At 53.3% G+C, this 20,539-nt stretch carries 22 protein-coding genes and 1 pseudogene; 6 read left to right on the top strand and 17 right to left on the bottom strand.

From position 1 onward, the window contains the following. Positions 1 to 24: 24 nt before the first annotated feature. From N0B36_RS21140 to N0B36_RS21150, 3 genes are all read left to right on the top strand, one after another. Positions 25 to 1,032 (top strand): zinc-binding alcohol dehydrogenase family protein, encoded by a 1,008-nt coding sequence (locus N0B36_RS21140; protein WP_016155033.1) that lies wholly within the window; start codon positions 25 to 27, stop codon positions 1,030 to 1,032. Between the two features lies 1 nt (position 1,033). Further along, entirely contained in the window at positions 1,034 to 1,339 is a 306-nt protein-coding gene (locus N0B36_RS21145; RefSeq protein WP_259688939.1) for a putative quinol monooxygenase, read from the top strand. A 118-nt stretch (positions 1,340 to 1,457) separates the two neighbouring features. Further along, a complete protein-coding gene (locus N0B36_RS21150) occupies positions 1,458 to 2,360 on the top strand; it encodes a carboxylate/amino acid/amine transporter (protein ID WP_049271702.1) in 903 nt (300 codons plus the stop codon). 28 nt (positions 2,361 to 2,388) lie between these two features. On the opposite strand, the gene nlpA is transcribed toward N0B36_RS21150, so the two are convergent. The 3 genes and pseudogenes from nlpA to N0B36_RS21165 all read right to left on the bottom strand — a co-directional run bounded on the left by nlpA (position 2,389) and on the right by N0B36_RS21165 (position 3,899). Further along, a complete protein-coding gene (gene nlpA, locus N0B36_RS21155) occupies positions 2,389 to 3,207 on the bottom strand; it encodes a lipoprotein NlpA (RefSeq protein WP_016157795.1) in 819 nt (272 codons plus the stop codon). Positions 3,208 to 3,329: 122 nt separating this feature from the next. Then, a pseudogene (locus tag N0B36_RS21160) lies at positions 3,330 to 3,476 on the bottom strand (ISNCY family transposase); the annotation flags it as partial. A 6-nt stretch (positions 3,477 to 3,482) separates the two neighbouring features. Beyond that, positions 3,483 to 3,899 carry a GNAT family N-acetyltransferase gene (locus N0B36_RS21165; protein ID WP_016155037.1) on the bottom strand — a complete coding sequence of 139 codons (417 nt, stop codon included), beginning with the start codon at positions 3,897 to 3,899 and terminating at the stop codon, positions 3,483 to 3,485. 130 nt (positions 3,900 to 4,029) lie between these two features. On the opposite strand from N0B36_RS21165, the gene N0B36_RS21170 reads away from it, so the two are divergent. Together N0B36_RS21170 and N0B36_RS21175 are read left to right on the top strand one after the other, a co-directional pair. Further along, positions 4,030 to 4,323: a YicS family protein gene (locus N0B36_RS21170; RefSeq protein ID WP_019078023.1), complete on the top strand. Its 294-nt coding sequence runs from the start codon at positions 4,030 to 4,032 to the stop codon at positions 4,321 to 4,323. A 92-nt stretch (positions 4,324 to 4,415) separates the two neighbouring features. Further along, positions 4,416 to 5,798, top strand: a complete 1,383-nt coding sequence (locus N0B36_RS21175; RefSeq protein WP_047415720.1) for a glycoside hydrolase family 1 protein — start codon at positions 4,416 to 4,418, stop codon at positions 5,796 to 5,798. A 55-nt stretch (positions 5,799 to 5,853) separates the two neighbouring features. Here the strand turns inward: N0B36_RS21175 and nepI are convergent, their stop codons facing one another. The 11 genes from nepI to rbsK form a co-directional block, all read right to left on the bottom strand. Further along, positions 5,854 to 7,038: a purine ribonucleoside efflux pump NepI gene (gene nepI / locus N0B36_RS21180; protein WP_016155040.1), complete on the bottom strand. Its 1,185-nt coding sequence runs from the start codon at positions 7,036 to 7,038 to the stop codon at positions 5,854 to 5,856. Between the two features lie 118 nt (positions 7,039 to 7,156). Then, on the bottom strand, positions 7,157 to 7,456 hold the full coding sequence (locus N0B36_RS21185; protein ID WP_016157799.1) for a helix-turn-helix domain-containing protein: 300 nt from the start codon (positions 7,454 to 7,456) through the stop codon (positions 7,157 to 7,159). Between the two features lie 8 nt (positions 7,457 to 7,464). Beyond that, a complete protein-coding gene (locus tag N0B36_RS21190) occupies positions 7,465 to 7,806 on the bottom strand; it encodes a type II toxin-antitoxin system RelE/ParE family toxin (RefSeq protein ID WP_016157800.1) in 342 nt (113 codons plus the stop codon). Between the two features lie 100 nt (positions 7,807 to 7,906). Further along, entirely contained in the window at positions 7,907 to 8,359 is a 453-nt protein-coding gene (locus N0B36_RS21195; protein ID WP_016157801.1) for a DUF1198 family protein, read from the bottom strand. A 148-nt stretch (positions 8,360 to 8,507) separates the two neighbouring features. Further along, positions 8,508 to 9,899, bottom strand: a complete 1,392-nt coding sequence (gene uhpT, locus N0B36_RS21200) for a hexose-6-phosphate:phosphate antiporter (protein ID WP_003023929.1) — start codon at positions 9,897 to 9,899, stop codon at positions 8,508 to 8,510. 142 nt (positions 9,900 to 10,041) lie between these two features. Further along, positions 10,042 to 11,370 carry an MFS transporter gene (locus tag N0B36_RS21205; protein WP_016155042.1) on the bottom strand — a complete coding sequence of 443 codons (1,329 nt, stop codon included), beginning with the start codon at positions 11,368 to 11,370 and terminating at the stop codon, positions 10,042 to 10,044. Positions 11,371 to 11,379: 9 nt separating this feature from the next. Further along, the gene (uhpB, locus tag N0B36_RS21210; protein WP_259688940.1) at positions 11,380 to 12,882 is read right to left on the bottom strand and encodes a signal transduction histidine-protein kinase/phosphatase UhpB; all 1,503 of its coding nucleotides are present in this window, start codon (positions 12,880 to 12,882) and stop codon (positions 11,380 to 11,382) included. Continuing rightward, entirely contained in the window at positions 12,879 to 13,472 is a 594-nt protein-coding gene (gene uhpA, locus N0B36_RS21215) for a transcriptional regulator UhpA (RefSeq protein ID WP_016157803.1), read from the bottom strand. The genes uhpB and uhpA overlap by 4 nt, the downstream gene beginning before the upstream one ends. 195 nt (positions 13,473 to 13,667) lie before the next feature. Beyond that, positions 13,668 to 14,681: an aldose 1-epimerase family protein gene (locus N0B36_RS21220; RefSeq protein ID WP_016157804.1), complete on the bottom strand. Its 1,014-nt coding sequence runs from the start codon at positions 14,679 to 14,681 to the stop codon at positions 13,668 to 13,670. Positions 14,682 to 14,692: 11 nt separating this feature from the next. Further along, on the bottom strand, positions 14,693 to 16,009 hold the full coding sequence (gene fucP / locus N0B36_RS21225; protein WP_003023919.1) for an L-fucose:H+ symporter permease: 1,317 nt from the start codon (positions 16,007 to 16,009) through the stop codon (positions 14,693 to 14,695). Positions 16,010 to 16,036: 27 nt separating this feature from the next. After that, complete coding sequence (gene rbsK / locus N0B36_RS21230; protein WP_003827124.1) at positions 16,037 to 16,957, bottom strand: ribokinase; 921 nt, start codon at positions 16,955 to 16,957, stop codon at positions 16,037 to 16,039. Positions 16,958 to 17,282: 325 nt separating this feature from the next. On the opposite strand from rbsK, the gene N0B36_RS21235 reads away from it, so the two are divergent. Then, positions 17,283 to 18,068, top strand: a complete 786-nt coding sequence (locus N0B36_RS21235; RefSeq protein ID WP_181221021.1) for a DeoR family transcriptional regulator — start codon at positions 17,283 to 17,285, stop codon at positions 18,066 to 18,068. Between the two features lies 1 nt (position 18,069). On the opposite strand, the gene ilvN is transcribed toward N0B36_RS21235, so the two are convergent. From ilvN to ivbL, 3 genes are all read right to left on the bottom strand, one after another. After that, complete coding sequence (gene ilvN, locus N0B36_RS21240) at positions 18,070 to 18,360, bottom strand: acetolactate synthase small subunit (RefSeq protein WP_003023914.1); 291 nt, start codon at positions 18,358 to 18,360, stop codon at positions 18,070 to 18,072. 3 nt (positions 18,361 to 18,363) lie between these two features. Then, complete coding sequence (gene ilvB / locus N0B36_RS21245; RefSeq protein ID WP_202194990.1) at positions 18,364 to 20,052, bottom strand: acetolactate synthase large subunit; 1,689 nt, start codon at positions 20,050 to 20,052, stop codon at positions 18,364 to 18,366. Positions 20,053 to 20,159: 107 nt separating this feature from the next. Next, the gene (ivbL, locus tag N0B36_RS21250) at positions 20,160 to 20,258 is read right to left on the bottom strand and encodes an ilvB operon leader peptide IvbL (protein WP_003827118.1); all 99 of its coding nucleotides are present in this window, start codon (positions 20,256 to 20,258) and stop codon (positions 20,160 to 20,162) included. Positions 20,259 to 20,539 lie beyond the last annotated feature (281 nt).

Consider the following 20,539-nt stretch of genomic DNA (forward strand, 5'->3'; position numbering starts at 1 on the left):
GAAGGTTTATTAACCGGAGAGATTATGAAAGCCATCGCTATTACCCGCGCCGCAACCGACGGCAGTAACATTGAATTTTTACAAGAGATTGACCTGCCCATGCCCGTCGCCTCCGGGCACGATCTGCTGGTTGAAGTGAAGGCCATTTCCGTCAACCCCGTTGATACCAAGGTCCGCGAAGGTTTTAACGCTGATGTGCCCCGCGTGCTGGGTTGGGACGCCGTTGGCGTAGTGAAGTCCGTGGGTGAAGCAGTCACCCTGTTCGCTCCTGGCGATGAAGTCTGGTATGCCGGTGCGCTGGGTCGTGCTGGCAGTAACAGTGAATTTCAGCTGGTTGATGAACGTATTACCGCGCTGAAGCCGCAATCGCTGGACAACGCTTCTGCCGCGGCACTGCCGCTGACCGCCATCACCGCCTGGGAAATGCTGTTCGACCGTCTGGGCGTTGAGGAAAATGGCAATGAAAATGATGTGTTATTGATTGTTGGCGCTGCTGGCGGCGTCGGTTCTATCCTGACGCAACTGGCCAGTAAGCTGACCAAAATGACTGTCATCGGTACCGCTTCTCGTCCACAGAGCCAGAAATGGGTACGTGAAGCAGGCGCTCATCATGTGATTGACCACAGCAAGCCGCTGATGGAAGAGCTGGCTCGGATAGGCATTAAAGAGGTGACGCACGTTGCCAGCCTGAACAATACCGAGCAGCACTACCCGCAAATTATTGCCGCCCTGGCGCCGCAGGGCAAACTGGCGCTGATTGACGATCCGCAAACCCTCGATGCACGTCCACTGAAGGCCAAAAGCATTTCGCTGCACTGGGAATTTATGTTTACCCGTTCGATGTTTACCACCCACGACATCATTGCGCAGCATCAGCTATTAACCCGCGTGGCACAGTTGATCGATGACAACACCATTCGCACCACGCTGGGCGAGCATTTTGGCGCAATCAACGCGGCGAATCTGCAAAAAGCGCACGCGCAAATTGAAACCGGTCGTTCAGTCGGCAAGATTGTGCTGGAGGGGTTTTAACATGTCTGATTCAGAGGTGATTTCAATTATTGCGGTACTGAAAGCCAGACCGGGGAAAATCGACGCACTGAAACAGGCGCTGCAGGCTCTGCTGCTGCCCACGCGCCAGGAGCCGGGCAATATTGAGTATGCCCTGTTCCAGTTGCGCGACACACCGGATGTCTTCTACGTTCGTGAATCCTGGCGCGGTCAGGCCGGTCTGGACGAGCATATCGCCCTGCCCCATTTCCAGACGTTTATTCTGCAAATGAACGAGCTGCTGGCCGAACCGCTACGACTGGATTATCTGACGCCGATTGAGCCGTAAGATGACTGCCGAAGCCCCCTGCGGTGTGGGGGGCTGTGCCCGTCATGTCTCACTCGCTTCGCTATCTCTGCTATGATGCCTGCACACAAATAAAACAAAACAACATGCAGAGGGAAAGATGAGTTCCACCAGAAGAGGGATGATGAACGTCCTGATTGCCGCCGTATTATGGGGAAGTTCAGGCGTTTGCGCGCAGTACATCATGGAACAAAGCCAGATGTCGTCGCAGTTTCTGACCATGACGCGCCTGATTTTCGCGGGGCTCATTCTGCTGATGCTCTCTTTCGTTCATGGCGACAACGTGTTCTCCATTATCAAAAACCGCAAGGACGCCATCAGCCTGCTGATTTTTTCCGTGGTCGGGGCACTCACCGTACAGCTAACCTTCCTGCTGACCATCGAAAAATCCAACGCCGCCACCGCGACGGTGCTGCAATTTTTGTCACCGACCATTATCGTGGCGTGGTTCTCCGTGGTGCGCAAAGCGCGGCCGGGGGTTTTAGTGCTGACGGCGATCTTCACCTCACTCATCGGTACCTTCTTACTGGTCACCCACGGTAATCCGACGTCGTTATCTATCTCAGCTGCCGCGCTGTTTTGGGGAATAGCCTCGGCGTTTGCCGCCGCGTTCTATACCACCTACCCCTCAACGCTCATCGCGCGCTACGGCACATTACCGGTCGTCGGCTGGAGTATGTTAATCGGTGGAATGATCCTACTGCCGTTCTATGCCGGGCAGGGAACTCATTTCGTGGTGAATGGCAGTTTGGTTCTGGCGTTTTTCTATCTGGTGGTCATCGGCACGTCACTCACGTTTAGCCTGTACCTGAAAGGCGCGCAGATGATTGGCGGACCGAAAGCGAGCATTTTAAGCTGCGCGGAACCGTTGAGCAGTGCGTTGCTGTCCCTGCTGCTGTTAGGCATCACCTTTACCCTGCCAGACTGGCTGGGTACGCTTTTGATCCTCTCATCGGTCGTGCTTATCTCAATGGACTCACGTCGCCGCGCCAGAGCGGTTTAACCCCAACTGGCGCGGCAACGGGTGACGATTACCAGCCCGGAACTGCGCCGCCGTTAAAGATAGTTTCTGCCGCCTTCGCCACTTCCGGTGACTGATAAGATTGCAGGAATTCTTTCACATTCTCGGCATCTTTATTGTCTTCTCGCGCCACCAGGATGTTCACGTACGGTGAATTTTTGTCTTCGATAAATACGCTGTCATGTACCGGAGAAAGCCCGGTTTGCTGGATGTAGGTGGTACTGATAATCGCCACATCCACTTTTTGATCGTCCAGCACACGCGGTAGCTGTGCCCCTTCCAGTTCCATAATTTTCAGATGCCGCGGATTATCCGTAATATCCAGCGCCGTTGGCAGCAGGCCGGTATCCGCTTTCAGCGTGATTAACTTCTCTTTTTGTAGCAGCAACAGCGCCCGCCCAAGGTTGGTTGGATCGTTAGGTATCGCAATCGTCGCACCGTCTTTTAGTTCAGCAACGGTTTTGATTTTCTTCGAATAACCCGCCATCGGGAACACAAAGGTATTGCCCACCGCTACCAGCTTATAGCCGTGCGCTTTATTATCTTGTTCAAGGAACGGACGATGCTGGAAGACGTTGGCATCCAGCTCACCATGATTAGTGGCATCGTTGGGCAGCAGAGAACCGCTAAACCCCACCAACTCCACCTCCAGGCCATATTTTTCTTTAGCGACTTTCTTCGCGACTTCCGCCACATCCTGCTCTGCGCCGTTAATCACGCCCACTTTAATATGCTTTGCATCATTGTTCTGCTGATCGCATCCTGCCAGCAATAATCCCGCCAGTAATAACGCCGCCCCAGCCCCAAAATAAGGTATCTTCAGTTTCACGTTTTATCCTTTTGCAATAACTGCCTGATGAGTAATGAAATGACTATAGCGGGAAGGCCGCTGCGGTTTAAAAAACGAAAAAGCATCAGCAAGAAGAAAAAAGCATAATGCGAAAAGGAAAATTAATCGGAATGTGCCGTTAGCTCATCAAAGGAAAGCCCAGTAATAATTAGCACCAGTTCACGATCAATCCCCTTTTCAAGCATGGCTTGGGCTATCCGCAACGCTTCTTCCTGTTTGCCTTCAAGTAATCCCTTTTGCAGTCCTTCCGGTCATCAAAACGTTTTCGACAAATAATGGCGCGCGGAACCGGTTTCTGGAAAGTTATCGAGGGTCATTTGCAACTGATAGCCATTTTTCTGATAAAACGGCAGCGCCTGGAAACTCATCGTGTCCACCAGCGCATGCAGGCATCCTCTCTCACGCGCCGTCTGTTCAGCGGCCTGCATCAACTTTGTGCCGTAACCGCCTTTACGCAGCGAGTCATGCATCCACAGGAAATCAATGCACAGCCATTCGCCTTTGATTTTACCGATCAGCCCGCCCAGTATTTCATTGTGCTCATCGCGCCAGTACACCGCCAGGTCGCCAAAATTGGTGGTCCTCAGGAACTGGCGATTGTAGGCGCGCAATCCAACAAGCAGAGCATTTTGATCGTCTTCAGTAATGGTATCTGTAATCTGTATTTGCATCCTATCCTCCTGAAAAACTAAAACTTCTGGCTGATTTTCTTTTTAGAAATTAACACAGGCTGATGAGTGAGGCGCATGCCGTCTACACTTACTCTTGAGATGATGCGCATCGACAACAAGGATTATTATCATGAAACAAGCCGTTTTACCGCTTATTGCCATTCTTTTCATGCTGCCGGGTTTGGCGCAGGCCGATTCGGCTTATGGCTCTCTACAGTCCGTTCATGAAAAAAACACCGTATTGAAGGATTTACGCAAGATTTGTACCCCGCAGGGGTCGCCATCGGATGAGGTGTGGGAAAAAACGATTATGGCTGATACGCGTAATCAGCAACACATCCGCGAAGCCATTCTGGCAATACAAAGAAACAATCAGAACAACTACTGGGAAGCGCTGGGCAAAGTTGAATGCCCGGATTTGTAACTATCGCATTGAAAAACGAGTGCTGTAACCGGTTTCTGTTTTGCAAAATCGCCTATTGTGTAGGGAAATGAAACACATCAAGGAGCAAGATAATGCGATACCGTTTTCCCGAAAACTTTTGGTGGGGCAGTGCCTGCTCGGCGCTGCAAACCGAAGGGGATAGTCTGAACGGCGGCAAAAGCCAGACGACATGGGACGTGTGGTTCGACCGCCAGCCTGGGCGTTTCCATCAGGGGGTTGGCCCGGCGAACACCTCGACCTTTTATCAGCACTGGAAACAGGACATCGCACTGCTCAAACAGCTGAAGCACAACAGCTTCCGCACTTCAATCAGTTGGTCACGACTGATCCCGGACGGTACTGGCGACGTCAACCCGCAGGCAGTTGATTTCTATAACAACGTCATCGATGAGCTGCTGGCGCAAGGCATTACGCCATTTATCACCCTGTTCCACTTCGATATGCCGATGGTGATGCAGGAGAAAGGTGGCTGGGAAAACCGTGATGTGGTTGAGGCGTTTGGTCGCTACGCACAAACCTGTTTTACCTTGTTCGGCAATCGGGTGAAGCACTGGTTCACCTTTAACGAACCGATTGTCCCGGTAGAAGGCGGCTATCTGTATGACTTCCATTACCCTAATGTGGTGGATTTCAAACGCGCGGCCACCGTGGCGTATCACACCGTACTGGCGCATTCCACGGCGGTGCGCGCGTACCACGCCGGAAGTTATGACGGTGAAATCGGTGTGATCCTGAATTTAACGCCCTCTTATCCGCGCTCACAACACCCGGCAGATGTAAAAGCTGCGCACCATGCGGATCTGCTGTTTAACCGCAGCTTCCTTGACCCGGTGCTAAAAGGTGAATATCCGGCGGATCTGATAGCGCTGCTAAAAGAGTACGATCAACTCCCAGCATGTCAGCCAGGCGACAGTCAGCTCATCGCCGATGGCAAAATCGACCTGCTCGGTATTAATTATTATCAGCCGCGCCGCGTGAAATGTCGTGATACTGCCGTCAATCCTGACGCGCCGTTTATGCCGGAGTGGCTGTTTGATTATTACGAAATGCCGGGGCGTAAAATGAACCCTTACCGTGGCTGGGAAATTTATGAGCCAGGTATTTACGATATTATTACTAATCTGCGTGATAACTACGGCAACCCGCGCTGTTTTATTTCTGAAAACGGCATGGGTGTCGAAAATGAGCAACGTTTTATTCAGCAGGACCAAATCAACGACAGCTACCGTATTGAATTTGTTTCCGCGCATCTTAAATGGCTACATAAAGGCATTAGCGAAGGGTGTAATTGTCTTGGCTACCATATGTGGACCTTTATTGATAACTGGTCCTGGCTCAACGGATATAAAAACCGCTACGGTTTTGTCCAGTTAGATTTAGATACGCAAAAACGTACGGTGAAGAAAAGCGGCGAATGGTTTGCCCATACCGCCGAAAACAATGGTTTTGATTGATTCAGCCGTCAGATAGCGGTGTTGCCTGAAAGCTGCGCGCCATCAGGCAACAATCTCACTGTATTCTGACCTTCATCGTGACCAGAAGCGCCGTCAGCAGCATCAGGCTGCCGGAAAGCATCAGGGGCGAAAGCAGTCCGAGGTTATCGAGCGCATAGCCTCCCACCGCTGCCCCGCAGGTATTGGCAAGCTGGATCACGGCGACCTGGACGGATCCGGCTTTTTCTGCCTGATCGGCAAGCGATCGGGTGATCCACGTCGACCAGCCGACCGGAACCAACGCAAACGCCAGGCCCCAGATAATCGCAATACCTGCCGCCACAACTTTGTCGCTACCCCACAGGATCAGGACCAGCGCGCTAAGCGCCAGTACCAGCGGCGCACCGGCTAAGGCCAGTTTGACCGAGCGCTTCAGAACTACCGAGGAGAGCGACGTCCCGACAAAGCTGGCGATACCAAAACTCAGCAGCACCAACGTCAGGCCATCAACTTCAAAGCCTGCCAGATTCATATAGATCGGGCGAATATAGGTAAAGAAGGCGAACTGTCCGGCAAAAGACATAAAGATGGCAATCATCCCGGCCATCACCCCCGGGCGCTGCAGCAGGCTGAACATATTTTGTTTCTGATGCGAAGGTTCACCTGGCAACGACGGCAGCGCTCTCACCACCCAAATCGTGCACAGCACGCCCATTACCGCCGCCGCATTAAACACGTTGCGCCAGCCGATAATACCGCCCAAAAAACTCCCCAGCGGCGCGGCAATCACCAGCGCGACAGAGACCGCGCCAAAAATCACCGACAGCGCTTTCGGTACCGTACGGGCGGGAACCAGACGCATGGTCAGCGACGCCGACATCGCCCAGAATCCGCCAAGCGCCAGACCGAGACAGGCGCGGCCAATGAGCAGCAGTGAAAAAGAGTTGGCAAAGGAAACCAACAGGCAGGAGAGCGTCAGCAGCACCGAAAACACGATCACCACGTAGCGACGATCGGTCGCCTGGATAATTTGCGTCACAAACAGGCTGGCGAACATGGCAACAAATGCCGTCACAGTCACCGATTGTCCGGCAACCCCTTCAGAAATCCCCAGATCCTGCGCCATCGGCGTTAACAGGCTAACGGGCAGAAACTCAACGGTTATCAGGCAGGCAACGCAGAACGCCACAGCGAATACCGCCGACCAGTTCGGTCGGGCATTTGCCTCAGCGCGGGATTTTTGTTCAACAGCTTCACTCATTTTGTTACCTGCGTGGGGTTATTGCAGAAAAGTTACGCAGTGTAACACTAAATTTGTGACGCATTTAACGTTTTGGCAACTACTTTCATCTAACACAAAATCCAGGCCACACGGATTTTTAAAGATGAAACGCGACTCTTTTACCTGTCGGTAACTTAACATCAATGCTCAGTTCGCCACCTAACGCCGTGACATAACGCTTAAGCGTCGACAGACGAGGATCGTTATCCGCCTGTTCCATTTTTGCGATTGTTGGCTGCTTAACGCCCATTGCCGAGGCAAGTTCCGCCTGAGAGAGATTCAGTTCTTCCCGTAACATATTTAACGCAATCACCTGACGTAGCACTTCTACTTTTTCAGCAATGCGCTCCTGGCTTTCCGGGCTTTGTTTCGCCATCAATTCTTTAAGCGTCGCCATAATTTTCCTTACTTATTAAGGTGATTTCGGTACTCAGCGTCAGCAAGCCTGATCATCTCTTTATAGAATTTCTTCTCGTTTAACCCTGTTTTATCGCCAGCGCATAACACGATGCCATGGCGAGAAGGATCAAACACGAAGAACGCCCGAATCGGGTTGCCCTGATGCTGCACTCGCAACTCTTTCATATTTGAAAAAGCAGAAGCATTTACCGTATCAGCAAACGGCCTGCCTAACTGAGGACCATACTCGGATAAAATCATCATCGCTGCGAGCATATCTTCCTTGAGCGCCTCGGTCTGTACGTCAAACCATTTATCGAAAACATCCGTTGTTTCCACTTCCCACATCAACGATCCCTCATAGCTAATAAGCTATAGGTAAATTATAGCCCATTAGCTATTAAATCAATTTATATTTGCACAATTAATTCGCCAACAGGCATGACTGTCAGTGTAGCCAGTGCACGCCATCTTCGGGCTGGAAAAAGGCGTTATAGCGCATCTGAAACGCATTAAACTCCTGCATATCCGGCTCTATTTCGCGCAGAAAACCGAGCGCCAGACGCACCTGTGCATCAGTAATCGGCGTGGCCAATCGGGCTTTTTGCAGCCAACGGTGCCATTGCAGCAGATTCGACTCACTGCCGTCGACAATAACGATTTGCCAGATCAACAACACCTGGGCAGCATTTTGCAGATGCGATTCATCTGGGCGGTGGAGGTACTGTAAAAAAGCCTCACCCTGTACTTTTCCCATCTGATCGATCATCGACTCTACCGGCACAACATCAATATTCAGTCGCTCGCTCAGACGGCGAATTGCCCGTCGAGATCCGGACGTCAACACCCGAAAACCCACTACAAAAACAACGACCAATGTGGCCAGCATTATCCAAATCATGCGCACATCCATTACCAGACAGGATGCCCATCATAACGGCAAATTCCTCTCTGTCGACGACTGAACGTATCAACGCGATTCAGGATGGATCCGCGGCATAAAAAAGCCCGCCATTCAGGCGGGCAAAAGTTACCAATGCACACTTAACTTAAGCGACTTTCAATTGTTGAATTTTTTTCTCGCGGCGAATTTTACGTTCTTCAAACACGGCCACGATGGCCATCAGGCAGATACAACCGATGGCGGCGGTATCCAGCGCGGCGAACGTGCCCGCCCAGCCGGTCAGACCGAAAATCGGCGTGCCGTCGGCAATCATCCCCAGACCCAGCTTGGCGAAGCTGTCACCAATCAGATATGCGAAGGTGCCTTTAATCCCATCGGCTGCGCCGATCGCTTTTTTCGGTACGAATCCGACGGCTGCAACGCCGATTAACAGCTGAGGACCGAACACCAGGAAGCCCAGCGCAAACAGCGAAGCCAGATAGACATACTGGTTGCTGGCGTGCTGATAAACGCCCAGAGTTGCGATAATCAACGCCAGCGCCACGCAGGCTACCAGCGCACGACGACCGTTAGCCAGGTCAGAGAGCCAACCCCACAATAGCGTGCCGACCAACGCGCCCACTTCAAACAGGGTAAAACCCTGAATCGCCACTTCTTTGGAGAGCTTCAGCTCCTGGAAAGCGTAGACAGTGGACCACTGGTCGATACCGATGCGCACCACGTACAGGAAAATGTTGGAGAAGCACAGCAGCCAGATCACTTTGTTTTTCAGCACGTACTCAACAAAGATCTGCCATTTGGTCATCTCATTTTCTTCAGTCTCTTTGTCCTCTTCGCTTATCTCCTCGCCGAACAGCTCTTCAGCTTTACCGAGGCCATAAGACTCCGGGGAGTCGCTGCCGTAGCGCAGGCCGATAAAGCCGACAATCAGGGCGATAATCGACGGGAAGATAAACATACCAATGACGTGACCGTCGAACAGATAGTTGGCGCCAAACAGCGCCACGCCAGCCGCACCCGCACCACCGAGGTTATGGGAGATATTCCACATACCGAGGTAAGAACCCCGCTTGCGACGCGGCGTCCATTTGGTGATGGTGGAATAGCTACACGAGCCACCGGTACTCTGGAAAAAACCGCTCAGCGCGTAGAAGGCGATCATCAGGAACAGGCTGGTTGAACCCGCCCCCATGCTGGCGCTGAAGCCGAGCATACAGATGGCGGAGAGGATCAGCATAAACGGCAGGAACTGCTTGGTATTTTTGCCGTCTGCGTAGTAGGAAACCAGCGTTTTACCCACGCCGTAGGTGATGGAGAAGCCCAGGCCAATCATTCCCAGCTGCGTCATACTCAGCCCGTAGGTGGAGATCATGTCGTTCTGCGCGATATTGAAGTTTTTGCGGATCAGATACATGGTCAGGTAGCCAATAAAGACTACCAGATAGGACTGCATGAACGGTTTGAACCACATTTTGCGCCGCACATCGAGCGGCAGATCCAGGGTCGGCTTGCGTACCTGGTTTAGAAAGGCCAGCATTTGACACTCCCGAGCTAATTTTTATACCTGCGAATGGCAGGCATTGTAAAAATCAGCCGGGGGACGCGCCTGAGACAGCGTCCAGGTGAAACCGGGAAAATTTCTTAGTTTTGCCCTACTCAGGGTAAAAAGGTGAGGTGCATCACGCTTCGTTGAGTTCGCGTGGAGCCTGGGCGTTCAAAAACGGCAGCAGCAGCAGCGCGGATATCCCCGCCGCAATGGCGATCACCACAAAGAATCCGGTCCAGTGCCAGACCTCCATCACCTTCGCCAGCGGCCAGCCGGAAAGCGATGCCCCAAGATAGGCAAACAGCCCGACAAATCCGGTTGCCGCGCCCGCTGCCTCTTTGTGCGAGCACTCCGCCGCCGCCATGCCGATCAGCATTTGCGGGCCGAAGACGAAGAATCCGGTGGTGAAGAAGCACGCCGCCTGCATCACGTAACTGGCGAACGGCATCAGCCACAACGAGCCCACGGAGAGCAAAATTCCGGCAGCGAAAATCAGGTTCATTGGACCGCGGTTGCCGTTAAACAGTTTGTCCGAGCCCCAGCCTGCGACCAGCGCGCCGATAAATCCGCCCAATTCGAACATGGTCACGGCGGTATTGGCGGTCACCAGATCCACGCCGAGCGTCTCCGACATATACAGATTGCCCCAGTCGTTGATGGCGGCGCGGACGACGTACACCAGCACGTAACACAGCGACAGCAGCCAGATATAGGGATTCAGCAATACATAGCGGGTGAGAATCTCTTTACGACTCAGCCCTGCGCCTTCCTGCTGCTGGGCGATTTCCAGCTCATCATGCCGCCAGTCGCCAATCGGCGGCAGACCAATCGCCTGCGGCCTGTCGCGCAGCCGCCAGCAGAGAAAAATCCCCACTACAATCGCCAGCAGCCCGGCGATCATCATCCCGGCACGCCAGCCGTAGTGCAGCGCCGTCGCCGCCATCACGATAGGGATCAGCGCCCCGCCAACATTGTGCGCAGTATTCCACAGCGCCCACCAGCCGCCGCGTTCGGTACGCGAATACCACGCAGTCAATAAACGCGCGCAGACCGGCGACCCCCAGCCCTGGAAAAAGGCGTTCAGCGCCCAGAGCACCGCAAAAGCCCAGAGCGAGGTGGAGAAGCCAAACAGAATGTTCACCACGCCGGTGGCGATAAGCCCAAACCCCATAAAATAACGGGCGTTGGAACGGTCACTGACGATACCGGAAACAAACTTCGACAGGCCGTAGGTGATGTAAAACAGCGTCGCCAGCAGACCAATGTCGCTGCGGGTCAGCACGCCGCTGGTGAGGATATCCGGTACGGCGGCGTTGAAGCTCTTGCGTGTGAAATAGAACAGCGCGTAGCCGAGCCAGATAGTGGTCAGAATATGCCGCCGCCAGTAGCGGTAGAGGGCATCCACTTCACGCTTATCGGTGATGAGCGGCGCGCTGACTGGGGCTTTTAAAAACGAAAACATGACCGCTCCTTACACATAACGCTGGGGTAACGACACGCTGACCCGCGTGCCGTGCGTACAGGAAATCGAGAGCGATCCCCCGAGGGCGGTAATACGTTCACGCATCCCGGTGAGGCCAAATCCCTGCTGATTCGATCCCGGCGGCAGGCCGCTGCCGTCGTCCTCAATCACCAGCATCAGCCGTTCATCCTGCTGCCAGCCCTGAAGCGTCACCGCGCTGGCGTTGGCGTGCTTAACGATGTTGTTCAGCCCTTCCTGACAGACGCGAAACAGCGTCACCCGCTGACTTTCGCTGAGTGCAGATTCGTCAATTCGCCAGTCAAGGTGGCTGACGATGCCGCGGCTTTCCAGCTCCATTTCACGCATCAATGAGCGGATGGCTTGTTCCAGCGTGAGATCATCCAACTGGCGCGGACGCAGACGACCCAACAGACGACGCACAGAATCGTATACGCCAAGAGAAAGTTGTTCGATATGCGCCCCGCTGCACTTCACCCCTGCGTTTTCCGGCGCCAGCCGCTGGACAATGCCCGCCTGGGTGCGAATGGCGGTGATGGTCTGACCGATATCATCGTGCAGCTCGCGCGCCACATCCCGGCGCACGCTCTCTTCGGTCTCCAGCAGGCGTTCCGCCAGACGGTGGTTGCGCGCTAATTCGTTTTGCAGCGACTGGTTAAGCTCGCGCAGACGCTGGATCCCCGCGCCGAGCAGCAGCCCGGTCAGGCTTTGCACCAGCAGGGAGAGCAACAGGTCGACGGGATGATCGTGCCAGGTCTGGCTGGCAATCAGCGCAATGGCGTTCATTAACGTGGCAATCAGCGCCCCCTGCCAGCCGTAGTGCCAGGCGAGCGCAATGATCGGCAGCGCGAGGCAAAACGGCGTGAAGCGTGACAGTTCATCGGGCAGGCCAAGCTGCAACCACAGGCTGACGCTAAACAGCAGCAGATACCAGACCAGATGCCGCCCGCGCCAGTTCACCGGCTGAGACACCACCGCCGGGCCCAGCGGCAACCAGGTGGTGCTGCTAAGATAGTGCCAGAAAACCAGACAGATCGGAGCCAGCGTTAATCCACCAGTGAGCGTCAGCAGTAGGGCATTCCACGCCTCTTCGCCTTGCCCAAGCCAGGGCAGCGATTGCAGCAACGCCGCCGCCGTCAGCGCCGCGCCCTGTAACAGCAGCGTGCGCCAGTCACGCTGATGGCGGTATCGCGAAATCAGCATCACCGGGAGTAACGTGAGGAAGCTCCCGATCATCAAAAGTGGCAAGTGAGCCAGCGCCACTTCCTGCGCCAGCCAGAAAAGAAGCAGCCATTCCGCACCCAGCAGCACCGGCCAGTAGCCGCGTGGACATTGCAGCATCAGCCCCAGACGCAGGCCAAACGGAAACAGCAGTACCGCCAGCTCCGGGCGCTCAACCAGGTGCAGGCTGATACTCCACAAGCAGAACCACGCGGCAGAGAAGATAAAGAAGCAGGCAACAACGGTGATTAACCGGGAACAGAGCGTGTTCATTGCCAGCCGTCAAACATCCGGCGGGCCAGTTCGACATCGTTGCTAACGCCCAGTTTTTCCATCAGGTTAGCGCGATGCACGTGCACCGTTTTCGGCGACAGGCCCAGTTCGGCGGCAATCTCTTTTACCGCCATGCCTTGCGCCAGTTTCTCCGCCACCTGACGTTCGCGTTTGGTCAGCGGATCCTGACGACCAGCCGCCAGTTTGACGGCGATATCCGGCGTCAAATAGCAGCCGCCGGTCGCCACGGTATGCACCGCCGCGATCAGCTCATCAGGACTACAGCGTTTAGAAAGGAAACCACGCGCGCCCGCGTTGAGCGCCTGCTCCACCAGCGCGGGGCTGTCGTGGACGGAGAGCATGATAATCGCCATCCCTTTTGGCAACTGGCTTAACAGTTCAAGACCGGAGATATCAGGCATCGAGATATCACAGATACATACCTGCACGCCACGTCCCGGTAATCCCACCAGCGCCTCACTGCCTGAGCCGAACTCAGCCACAACCTGCAAATCAGGTTCCAGCCCCAGCAACTGGGCAAAGCCGGAGCGGACGATAGTGTGGTCGTCGATAAGGGCAACGGTGATCATGGGTTCTGTCCTGGGGGATAAAAAACGTGCTTACCTTAACGATATACACTTTATCCTTCAAGCAGCCTCTGCGTTGGCTTGGTCTGCTCACCCCAGTCACTGACTTGAGTAAGCTTCTGAGGTGAGCAGACTTGCCGCCTTATGCAGCTTGAAGGATTTTGTGTTTCGACGCGCTGCTGTTTAAGCCTTGAGCGATCAGGCGATGCCAGTTGTGACGGTAAATGTGCGGGTGTGCTGCGGTTCTAGCTGAATCAACGTGCCTTTTCGCTGTGCCGCCAGGAAGCCTTCTGGGCGACAGGTCGCAGGTAGGGCGAAGGCTGCCACCTGCTGATCGCCGTTATAGAGGATCCAACGGGTGACATAATTCAGCTCCGCGCTGGAGAAACGTGTCACGAACGTGGTGCCATCAGGTGCGATCATGCGAAATTCAGGCTTATCCGTGTATCGGTCCAGTTGGTCAGCGAAGAAAACGATTTCCGGATCGTAAAAATCGGGCTCGTTGAGGCGCCCCAGCGAGGCCTCGCCCTGGATGATCCGCTGATTAAACGCCAGCCACTGCTCGGTAGGTTTAACATGCGCGGGTACCGACTCACGCAGCTTCATGGCTTCATCCGGGATATTCTGGCTGAAGGTCGCTTCCGGTACGTAGGCATAGTTCATATGGCACATATACTGTAAAGGCATTGCCACTGAGGCGAGGTTGGTGACCGCCATCTGAATATCAAACAGCGCACTCGCTTTGCGCATAATCACCGCAGGATGCGCCTGATAATGATGACCGAATCCCATCACATACTCGTAGCGTCCACTCACGCGCAAATTCTCTCCCTCCAGCTCCAGCCAGGCCTCATCCATCGCGGCACAGGCCATTTCGCCATGCAACGGGTGAGAATCTTCCGGCGAAGGGCAGCCATTAGCCAATATACCCGAGTGGAAAGCAAAGCAGCCGTATGTCGCTACCACTTCCGCAGCCGGTTTCGGCTGACTAAACATGTTGCGCATGGTCAGTTCATGCCCGTCAAACTGAGCATCCCAGATCATCTGCCCCATCCAGGGCAGAATAACCAGATGTCCACGACTGTTTTCTACCTTCAGCCCTTCCACACCGCTGGCGTAACGAAATGCGGTAACCGTGAAGTCGCTATTCTTCAGTAAGATTCGCGGATGCTCTGCAAAGAGTTCCCGCCACAGCGTGATACGTGTTGTCATGATCGCTCTCCTCAGGAAACAGTCGCTTCAGCCAGGTTATTGCGCACTTTGCTTTCACGCCAGAAGTAGATACCGACGTACACGAAGCACAACATGGAGACCAGGAACGAGAGTTGTAGCGAGTGGAACATATCGGCCACATAGCCCTGAATTGCCGGAACCACCGCTGCACCAACAATCGCCATGACAATGACTGCTCCCGCCATTTCAGTATGTTCGTTATCCACGGTATCCAGCGTACCGGCATAGATTGTCGCCCAGCAGGGTCCAAACAGGACGCTCACCAGTACGGCAACGTACACGGCGCTGAAGCTTGGCGCCAGCGCAACATAGACCAGAAACAGTGCGCCAATGATGGAGTAGAGGATCAGCACTTTTTCCGGATTGAAGCGTGTCATCAATATGTTGGCGATAAACTTGCCGATAAAGAAGCAGGCAAAGCTATAGACCATGAAGGTTGAGGCGTCGCGCTCGTTGATATCGCCCAATTCCAGCGCCAGACGGATGGTAAATGACCACACCGCGACCTGCATCCCCACGTACAGGAACTGCGCCACAATCCCACGGCGGAAACGGGCATTGCTGGCCAGATAACGCAGCGTATCCATCGCTGACGGACGTTTATGACTCGCCGTTTGCGCGACTTTACAGGTCGGGAAGCGGGTCAGCAGGAACAACACCATCACCACAACCAGCACCATAATCATGTACTTGTAAGGCTCAAGGGTATTTTCCAGCATCAACACTTTAAAGTTGTGGATCTGCTCCGCGTTCATCCCAGCCATCTGTTTTTCCAGACTCTCGCCTTCAGAGAAGACCAGATATTTACCCAGCAGAATACCAGCGGCTGCACCAATGGGGTAAAAGGTCTGGCTAATGTTCAGGCGCAGGGTGGCATACGCTTTTGGGCCAATCATGGAGCTGTAGGTGTTGGCTGCGGTTTCCAGGAAGCTCAGGCCAATCGCAATCGCAAAAATTGCCGCGAGGAACATGGTGTAGGTGGCCATGTGCGATGCCGGGAAAAAGAGCGTACAGCCAACAATATAAAGGGTCAGTCCCATTAAGATGGCGATTTTATAACTGGTCTTTTTAATCACCAAAGATGCCGGAATCGCAATTAAAAAATAACCGCCATAAAAGGCACTCTGAACTAATGCCGAAGCAAAGTTGCTGAGTGAAAATACGCTTTTGAATTGCGTAATCAGAATATCATTTAATGCGGCTGCGCATCCCCATAAAGGGAATAAACAGGATAACAAAATAAACTGGAACAGAGGCGTCTTATTCAGATAGCCGTCGGGCATCTGAATGATGTTTTTATCGTTCATAGTGCTACCTTTTACAATGCAGGAGTATTATTCGTTTAAGGTAAGAAACTCATTAAATTGTTCGATGCTTGGATAAGATGATTGAGTGCCTTTCCCGGTAACGCTGAATGCAGCGAAGAGAGCGGCTTTTTTCATGGCGGCTTCGACATCACCGCTTTGAACGTAATAGTGGGCAAAACAACCGATGAAAGCGTCACCTGCGCCACTGGTATCGACAGCGTTCACTTTAAACGCCGGGACATGGACTTCCTGGTCACGCGTCATCCACAGAGCACCTTTCTCCCCCATGGTGACGATAATATTGTTCAGACCTTTATCGACCAAAGAACGTGCCGCGGCGCGAATATGGTCATAGGTATCCACCGGCATACCGGTTAATATTTCGAGCTCGGTTTCATTTGGCACGAAGAAATCGCATTTACAGGCATAAGACATATCTAATTCCCGTAATGCAGGAGCGGGATTTAATAACACTTCAATACCGTGTTTTTTACCGAATTCAATCGCGTGATAAACCGTTTCCAGCTGTACTTCCAACTGCAGGACAATAAGTTGACACTTTTTCAGATCTTCCGCCGCGCGATCGATATCTTCCGGAGAGAGAAACTTGTTGGCGCCTTTAATAATCAGAATGCTGTTGCTGGAGTTTGCATTAACAAAGATCGGTGCAACGCCGCTGCTGGTGCAGGGTACCTTTTCGACATAGGTCGTATTAATCCCCCAGGATTCGAGATTACGAATGGTGTTATCCGCAAAAATATCATCACCGACTTTCGTCAGCATCAGCACTTTGGAATTGAGCTTAGCAGCCGCAACGGCCTGATTTGCCCCTTTACCGCCACAACCAATTTTAAAGGCGGGCGCTTCCAGCGTTTCCCCTTCTTTGGGCATCTGGTTGATGTAGGTGATGAGATCCACCATGTTGGAGCCAATAACCGCGATATCCATTTTACTACCTCTCAGAAACAATCACACAACAATGATATTAAAATAACATTATCATGTTACTTCCGTATCATTTGTGACTAGGATCGCGATTGGAGGATCATTTTATTGTTTATTTATTATGCTAAATGTTGCGTCTCTATCACACTCAAAATGATTAACTTGCTTACAATCGACTGAAAACTCGCTGCTTATAATCAATAAAACGTGTAAAAACACGCTTTTATTTCCCAATGGTCAGACGTATAGTAATGCAGCAATATCATGTTCCCAGAAACACATAAATGTTACTGAAGGAACATGAAAACATGATTCGTGGAGAGTGTGCATGGAAACCAAGCAAAAAGAACGTATTCGACGTCTGATGGAATTGTTGAAGAAGACCGACAGAATCCATCTGAAAGAGGCGGCGCGCATGCTGGAGGTTTCCGTGATGACCATCCGTCGGGATCTCAGCCAGGATGACGAACCATTGCCGCTTACGCTACTCGGTGGTTACATCGTGATGGTGAACAAGCCCGCCACCCTCGTTAACGCTCCGCTCCCCGTGCAAAAGCAGTATCATCGCGACGATTTACCGGTTGCCATTCTGGCCGCGGGACTGGTCAGTGAAAACGATCTGGTCTTTTTTGATAATGGTGCCGAAATGCCATTAGTCATCAGCATGATCCCGGACGATATTACCTTTACCGGAATTTGCTACTCACACCGGGTATTCGTGGCGCTAAATGAAAAACCCAACGCCACGGCGATTCTTTGCGGGGGCACCTATCGGGCGAAAAGTGATGCCTTTTACGACACCAACAATCCCTCTCCGCTGGATGCGCTCAACCCACGAAAAGTGTTTATCTCTGCCAGCGGAGTCCATGAGCATTTCGGCGTTAGCTGGTTCAATCCGGACGATCTGGCCACCAAACGCAAAGCGATGGAACGCGGATTGCGCAAAATTCTGCTGACGCGCCACGCCCTGTTTGATGAGGTTGCTCCCGCCAGCATTGGCCCGCTTTCCACTTTTGACGTACTGATAAGCGATCGCCCGTTGCCGGCAGATTACGCAACCCACTGCCGGAACGGCTCTGTCAAAGTCATCACCCCGGATTCAGACGGCGACTAACTCACTCAAAGAAAACCGTGATTTTGTTAAACATCGACGGGTCGGACTGGTTGCGGGCCACTTTCACCACATCTTCCAGCTTGTCGATCTGGCTTATCATCTGCTCAAGACGCTGATCGTCGTTGACCAGTAGCCAGATGCGGCTCTTGTCGCTGTCCTGAATCGGTAGACAGAGAATGCCTTCCACGTTGAACGCGCGGCGGGCAAACAGCCCGCAGACGTGGGTCATTACGCCCGGATGGTTGCGTACGGTGAGTTCCAGGATTACGTTGTCATGAGTCTGCTGTTGCATGGCTTATTCCCCCACCATTTCTGTGTTTGCCGCACCCGGCGGCACCATCGGGTACACTTTTTCTTCGGCATCGATGCGCACGTGGATCAGCGCAGGTCCAGGGCGATTAATAATCTCCTGCAACGCTGCCTGTGGATCCGCTTCGTTATTCAAATCGCAGGTTTCGAGGCCAAACCCGGCGGCTATCTGCATAAAGTTAATCATCCCCGGATATGTCGCCGCAAAAACGCCCTGCTTATAGAACAAACTCTGCTGCTGATACACCAGACCCAACGCTTCGTTATTCATCAGGATGATTTTAATATCCAGCTGATTTTCGCTGGCCGTTGCCATTTCCTGAATATTCATCATCAGGCTACCGTCGCCGGAGAAGCACAGCACCTTTTTGTCCGGGTTGACCAGCGCTGCGCCAATTGCCGCCGGCAGGCCAAAGCCCATGGTTCCCAGACCGCCGGAGGTCAGCCACTGACGCGGACGGTTCAGCGGGTAAGCCTGTGCGGCCCACATCTGATGCTGGCCTACGTCGGTGGTGATAATGGCATTGTCATCCACGCAGGCCGCTACGGCGTTGATCAGCCCATAGTGGCTGAGCGGGTCGCTTTCCTGCGGAATGCTGCAGGGGAATTCGCGTTGTAAATCGGCCACCATTTGATGCCACGACTCTCGCGGCTGCGCGTCAATTAATGGGATCAGTTGCGCCAGAACCTCATCGACATCCGCCTGAATTGCCACGTGCGGCTGTTTGATTTTACCCAGCTCCGCGCGGTCGATATCCACATGGATGATTTTGGCGTTCGGACAGAACTGCTCGGTTTTACCAATCGCCCGGTCATCAAAACGCGCGCCCAGAACAATCAATAAGTCCGCTTCTTGCAGAATAAAGTTAGTGCTGCGCGCGCCGTGCATACCCAGCATGCCTAACGACAGCGGATGCGCTTTCGGCAACATACCGAGCGCCATTAAGGTCATGGTGGTGGGCAGCATGGCTTTTTCTGCCAGTTCACGAACCCGCTCAGGCGCGTTAATCACGCCGCCGCCGAGATACAGCACCGGACGCTGTGCGGCGTTAATCATAGCTGCGGCATCGCGAATGCTGTCCAGGCTGAACGCCGGTGCCGCCATTTTCTGCGCGGGCTCCGGCATCTCTTCAATTTCAAAAACGGCGGTTTGAATATCCTTAGGAATGTCTATCCACACCGGGCCCGGACGGCCGGACTGCGCAATGCGGAACGCATCGCTCATGACCTGCGGTAATTCACTGATATGGCGGACCAGATAGTTGTGCTTGGTGATGGGGATAGAGATGCCGTAGGTATCGACTTCCTGGAAGGCGTCGGTCCCGATCATTGAGGCCGGAACCTGCCCGGTGATACACACCAGCGGGATGGAATCCAGCCGCGCGTCGGCAATGGCGGTCACCAGGTTGGTCGCGCCCGGTCCGCTGCAGGCCATACAGACGGCGGGTTTACCATCGGTTCTCGCCATCCCCTGCGCGATAAACCCCGCGCCCTGCTCGTGGCGCGCCAGGATATGACGGATTTGCGTGCTTTGGCTCAAGGCGTCATACACGGGAAGAATCGATCCGCCAGGAATACCGGTGACCACCTGAATCCCCTGGCGTTCCATGAAATGAACGATGAATTCTGCGCCCGTAAAACGCGTACGCTTGGATGTTATGCCCGAACTTGCCATGCTCCAGTCCTTTTATTCTGGGCCTTTGCTTCGGGCAGGTCTCTTAAACGAAAAACCCCGCCCGGTTTGCGCCGGCGGGGTTTTGGAATCGTGTGTTGATCCGGACCCTACGGCGCATTGCCGACGACCACCACCACACGCACGACGACCGCTGCGCGAGATGGCGCAGTTTTTAGTAGGGTCGCAGTCAGCATGGAAGGGTTCATTAGGGACCTGTCTGTTTGTTGATTAACTGGATTTATACAAACACAGGTTTTTCAGCGTGACAATGGAAAAATTTTCATCTGCATAAAAATGCGTCAACGATCACATTTCGCTGTGCAGAGTCGGAAAACAAAAAACCCCGCCGGAGCGAGGTTTTTTTCAGCGCTGTGCGGTTGGTAGCCGCCGAACACACTGTGTTATGTCAACGGAAAAAGTATACGCGTTCTGCGAAGAACACGCAATTTCGGCACGAATTTTGATGGTTTTGAGTATGGAACATGAA

Origin of the sequence: Citrobacter sp. XY323 (assembly GCF_025106035.1) — a bacterium.
Taxonomy (GTDB): domain Bacteria; phylum Pseudomonadota; class Gammaproteobacteria; order Enterobacterales; family Enterobacteriaceae; genus Citrobacter; species Citrobacter braakii.